Here is a 5,057-nt window from a genome sequence, read left to right as displayed (position 1 = left end):
GGCCGGGGTCGCGGTCGGGGCGGGCGGTGCGGGCGAGGACCACTTCGCCGTCCTGCTCGACGACTCCCTCGGCGAGCGGGGTGCGTTGCGGTCCGGTGGTGGTCCGGCCGCCGAGCAGGCCGCGCAGCCTGGGCCGGGAGGACCGGGCGCGCAGCACCCGGTCGACTTCGCGCCAGGTGACGTCGGTGGCGTAGGAGATGGTCCGGGACGCCTCGTACACCTGGCGGAGCAGGGTGTCGGCGTCCAGCAGCCCCAGGGCCGCGGCCACGTCGTCCTGGTCCTGGAGGGCCAGCCGGTCGGTGGCGCGTCCGGTGCTGAGGTGCAGCGCGTCCCGGACGTCGAGCAGCGCCGAGCGGGCGTTCGCCAGACCTTCGCGGGGCGCGTCGGCGAGCCAGGAGGCGGCCACCGCGCGCAGGGCGGTCGCGTCGCGGAGTCCGCCAGCGGCTTCCTTGAGATCGGGTTCCAGCAGGTACTGGAGTTCCCCCTGCCGGTCGGCGCGTTCGCGGCACATCTCCCGGAGTTCGGGCAGGCGCTTGGGGGCCCTGGCCCGCCACTGGGCGAGTTGCTCGGTGCGCAGCCGCGCGGTGAGGCCGGCGTCACCGGCCAGGTGCCGGGCGTCGAGCAGGCCGAGCTGGGCCTTGAGGTCCTCCGCCGCGGTCTTGCGGGCCTCGTCGGGGGTGCGCACCGAGTGGTCGAGGGCGAGGCCGAGGTCCCACACCGGATACCACACCCGGTCGGCGAGTGCGGCGAGTTCCGCGGCGGGTCGCCTCCCGTCGTGGAGCAGGAGCAGGTCGAGGTCGCTGCGCGGGGAGAGTTCCCCGCGTCCGTAGCCGCCGACGGCCACCAGGGCGACACCGCCGTTCTGCGGGCCGAGCAGGCCGGCCAGCCAGGTGTCGGTCAGCGAGGCCAGTTCGGCGCGGCGCGGCGGCCCGGACCGCACCTCCTGGTTGAGGAGGTGCAGTCGGGCCGCCGCGTAGCCGCTGGGTACCGGCCCGGTCGTGTCCGCGTTCGTGTCCGTGTCCGTGGACTCCGTGGTCATCCGGTCCCCAACTTTCCTGTGGTTACAGCGCGTCCGGGCCGCGTTCGCCGGTTCGCACCCGGACGGCGGTGTCGACGGGAACGCTCCACACCTTGCCGTCGCCGATCTTGCCGGTGCGGGCGGCCTTGACGACCACCTCGATGAGCTGTTCCGCGTCCTCGTCCTCGACGAGGACCTCCACGCGGATCTTCGGTACCAGGTCGACGGTGTACTCCGCGCCCCGGTAGACCTCGGTGTGGCCGCGCTGGCGGCCGTAGCCGCTGGCTTCGGTCACGGTCAGGCCGTGCACTCCGAACGCCTGGAGGGCGTCCTTCACTTCGTCGAGGCGGTGCGGCTTGATGACCGCCGTGATCAGCTTCATGCGTCAACCTTCTTGTTCGGGCTGCTCGGTGCCGTTGCGGAGGAGGTCAGCGTGCCACCGCCGACCTGGGTGAAGTCGTAGGCGCTCTCGGCGTGGAAGGCCTGGTCGACACCGACGGTCTCCTCGTCCTCACTGGCCCGGAACCCGATGGTCATGTCCACGAGCTTGGCGAGGAGCCAGGTGACCACGAAGGTGAAGGCCATCACGGAGAAGGCTCCCACGGCCTGCTTGCCGAACTGGCTGAGGCCGCCGCCCTCGGTGGCGAGGAAGCCCACCATCAGGGTGCCGATCAGGCCGCCGACGAGGTGCACGCCGACCACGTCGAGCGAGTCGTCGTAGTTGAGCTTGAACTTGAGGCTGACCGCCCAGGAGCAGACGAGTCCGGCCACCACGCCGATGGCCAGCGCGCCCATGGCGTTGACGTCCGCACCGGCCGGGGTGATGGCGACCAGGCCGGCGATGGCACCGGAGGCGGCGCCGAGCGTGGTGAACGCGCCGTGCCGGACGCGCTCGTAGACGAGCCAGCCGAGGATCGCCGCCGCGGTGGCCACCTGCGTGTTGAGCGCCATGTTGGCGGCGGTGCCGTCGGCGGCGAGCGCGGAGCCGGCGTTGAAGCCGAACCAGCCGAACCACAGCATCGCGGCGCCCAGCAGGACCAGCGGCAGGTTGTGCGGGCGCATCGGCTCCTTCTTGAAGCCGATGCGCTTGCCGATCACCAGCACGGCGGCGAGGGCGCCGATACCGGCGTTGATGTGCACAGCGGTGCCGCCGGCGAAGTCGATCACGCCCATGTCGAAGAGCCAGCCGCCCTCGGCCCACACCCAGTGCGCCACGGGGAAGTACACGACGCTGACCCACAGGGCGATGAACAGCGTCCAGGCGCTGAACTTGACCCGGTCGGCCAGTGCGCCGCTCATCAGTGCCGGAGTGATCACTGCGAACAGCATCTGGAACAGTACGAAGGCGAAGACGGGAATGCCGTCCTCTCCGGTGAGCGAGTCCGGGGTGATGCCCTTCAGGCCCACCAGGTCCAGGTTGCCGATGACACCACCGTTGTCACCGCTGAACGCCAGTGAGTAGCCGTAGAGCACCCAGAGCACGCTGACCACGCCGAGTGCGATGAAGGACATCATCAGCATGTTCAGTGCGCTCTTGACCCGGACCATGCCCCCGTAGAAGAAGGCCAGGCCGGGCGTCATCAACATGACCAGTGCCGCGCTGATCAGGACGAATGCGGTATCCGCGCCGTTCAATGGACGTCTCCTCGAAGTCACGACCCGTGCGGGCAGGTTCTTGGGTAGCGGGGGGCAGGATGTGCCACACACTCCCCAAGCCCGGTTTCCTTCGATGCGCCCCGCTGTTTCGGCGTGGTGACGAACACGTCCGGTGTGTTACGTGCGGGTGAAGCGACGGCCGCGGGCGGGGGTGCCGGTTACTCTCCGGGCTGTTCCCCGCCGTCGCAGGCGGTGCCGGCGGGCCCTCGGCCCGCGGTGGTGCGGAGGCCTCGGGCCCGCGGTGGTGCGAGGCGGTCAGCCCGCAGCCGCGGCCTCGGCGGCCGGCAGCTGGCCGACCAGCCGCGCGTTCAGTTCCACGACCTCGGCGACCTGGCCGAAGTCACGTGCGGCGCTGGCCGCGGTCTTGCGGATGCGGGTGTTCACCCGCTCCGACCGGAGGCGCTTGGCCACCCCGATCGCGTCCACCGTGCGGGCGGCGCACTGCTCGGGCTCCCGCTGGAGCAGGTGCACGGTGGCCATGCCGACGAGGTTGAGCGCATACGAACGGTGGTGGCCGCCCGCGGGTGAGGCGCACTCCTCGGCGAACAGCGCCAACGCCTTCTCCATCTCGGGCTGCGCGAGGGAGGCGTAGGTGTGGCTGCGTCCCGCCACGTAGGCGAGGTCGCGGTAGGAGTGGGCGTTCTCGGCGTGCAGTTCGCCCTTGGAGAAGAAGGTGATCCAGTCCGGGTCCGGGTCCGCCGTGTCGATCTCGGAGTAGACGGCGTCGGCCATCCGGGCCGCCCGGTGGCACTGCTTGGGCAGCCCCATGTTGGCGTACGCACGGGCCTCCATCGCGTACAGCATGGCCTGGGTACGGGAGGTGGCTCCGTCACGGCTGCCGTACTGGGCGAGGTGGACGAGTTCGAGGGCGTCCTCGGGGCGGCCGAGGTGGATCATCTGCCGGGCCATGTTCGACAGCACGAAGGAGCCGAACGGCCGGTCGCCGGCCTCCTTGGCGGCGTGCAGCGCGAGCACGAAGTACTTCTGGGCGGTGGGCTGGATGCCGATGTCATAGCTCATCCACCCGGCCAGATCGGAGAGTTGGGCCGTCACCCCGAAGAGCCGTTTGCGGATCGGCTCCGGGTGCGACTCCTGGAGCAGGTCCGTCACCTCGTGGAGCTGGCCGACGACGGCCTTGCGCCGCAGTCCGCCGCCGCACTGGGCGTCCCACTGCCGGAACATGACGGTGGTCTGCTCGAGCAGGTCCAGTTCGGGGGCGGAGAGTTTCGCGACGCGGCGCCCGCCGCCGGACTGCGCGGGCGGTTGCGCGGCCTCCGCGCCGGGTTCACCCGGGCCGCCGGGGGTGGGGACCAGCCAGCGCTGCATGGGTTCGATGAGTGCCGGGCCGGCGGACATCGCCAGGGAGGGGCCGAGGTAGCCGCGGCGTCCGAGCATCAGGTCACTGCGGGAGAACTCGTTGATGAGGGCGACCGTCTGGGGGCCCGCCCACGGCAGGTCCACACCGGACGACGCGGCGGCGTGCCGGGCGGAACGCAGCCCGAGGTCCTCGACGGCGACCACACAACCGAACCGCTCGGAGAACAGCTCGGACATGATGCGCGGGATGGGCTCACGTGGCTGCTCGCCGTCCAGCCACCGGCGGACCCTGGAGGTGTCGGTGCTGACGTGGTGCGCGCCCATCTGGCGCGCCCTGCGGTTGACCTGGCGGGCCAGCTCGCCCTTGGACCAGCCGCTGCGCACGAACCACGAGCCGAGCTGCTCGTTCGGGCGCTTGTCAGCCGACGCACCACTGGTGCCGCTGCCGCCGTTGCCGCCCACTGGATGGCCCCCGCTCCTCATCACTCCGGGCTGTGCCTGGGGCATACCCGTGAAACCGCTGCTGTCTGGTCGTTGTGTGAACCGAAAGTAATCCTACGATCACCGGTACGGCGAGGGCGATTTCAGAAACGCCACCATTCGCCACCCCTTCTGATGAACCTAACCCCAAGCTCACACGCTTCACTTGAGTAAGCCCGATCACATCGGATGCAGCGAAGTGCACCAGGGGCGCACGGCTTTGAACGCACCCCGGGGGGCGCCGATCACTGCCGGGCCCGGCGGCGCGGCGAGCTTCCCCCACGTGCCATAGCTCTGCGTGAATGGGTCGTAACCATCAGCGCACGGAATCCGTTGGAGGGAGCATGGGCTTCACGATCGGCGGCATTCGGGAGTTCCGGGAACTGCGGCTGGCGACACGCCGCCCCCGGCGTCAGCACCGCGCACCGGAGAGCACCGCGGTGGCGGAGTACACCGGCCTGTGGGGGTGGGACGTGGTGCCCGGCGCCCGGGCGGTGCGCGGCACGACGACGCGGTGCTCGTGCGGTTGCCCGGCCTGCCCCTCCCCCGGCGCCCACCCGCTGGACGCCACCGTCGAGGTGCCGGC

4 protein-coding genes and 1 pseudogene are annotated in these 5,057 nt (G+C 70.9%); 1 reads left to right on the top strand and 4 read right to left on the bottom strand.

Annotation, left to right across the window (positions count from 1 at the left end; all coding sequences use genetic code 11):
- The 4 genes from ACYVE9_RS15310 to nsdA form a co-directional block, all read right to left on the bottom strand.
- On the bottom strand, nt 1-1,039 hold a 1,039-nt coding region (locus ACYVE9_RS15310; RefSeq protein ID WP_461028397.1), incomplete at its 3' end, for a [protein-PII] uridylyltransferase family protein.
- 22 nt (nt 1,040-1,061) lie between these two features.
- On the bottom strand, nt 1,062-1,400 hold the full coding sequence (locus ACYVE9_RS15305) for a P-II family nitrogen regulator (protein ID WP_283992899.1): 339 nt from the start codon (nt 1,398-1,400) through the stop codon (nt 1,062-1,064).
- Nucleotides 1,397-2,653 carry an ammonium transporter gene (locus ACYVE9_RS15300; protein ID WP_461028396.1) on the bottom strand — a complete coding sequence of 419 codons (1,257 nt, stop codon included), beginning with the start codon at nt 2,651-2,653 and terminating at the stop codon, nt 1,397-1,399. Before ACYVE9_RS15300 ends, ACYVE9_RS15305 begins: the two co-directional genes overlap by 4 nt.
- Before the next feature lie 276 nt (nt 2,654-2,929).
- The gene (nsdA, locus tag ACYVE9_RS15295) at nt 2,930-4,453 is read right to left on the bottom strand and encodes a transcriptional repressor NsdA (RefSeq protein ID WP_461028395.1); all 1,524 of its coding nucleotides are present in this window, start codon (nt 4,451-4,453) and stop codon (nt 2,930-2,932) included.
- Nucleotides 4,454-4,815: 362 nt separating this feature from the next.
- Here nsdA and ACYVE9_RS15290 point away from each other — a divergent pair.
- Nucleotides 4,816-5,057, top strand: a pseudogene (locus ACYVE9_RS15290) (bifunctional DNA primase/polymerase); the annotation flags it as partial.

The sequence above is a fragment of the Streptomyces sparsus genome, from assembly GCF_054776295.1.
Note: the sequence above shows the minus strand (reverse complement) of the source record. Positions and strands in the feature narration are given on the sequence as shown.

What these genes read in the sequence shown, in the direction of transcription:
- ACYVE9_RS15305 (WP_283992899.1), bottom strand. Translation starts at nt 1,400, where the DNA reads ATGAAGCTGATCACGGCGGTCATCAAGCCGCACCGCCTCGACGAAGTG.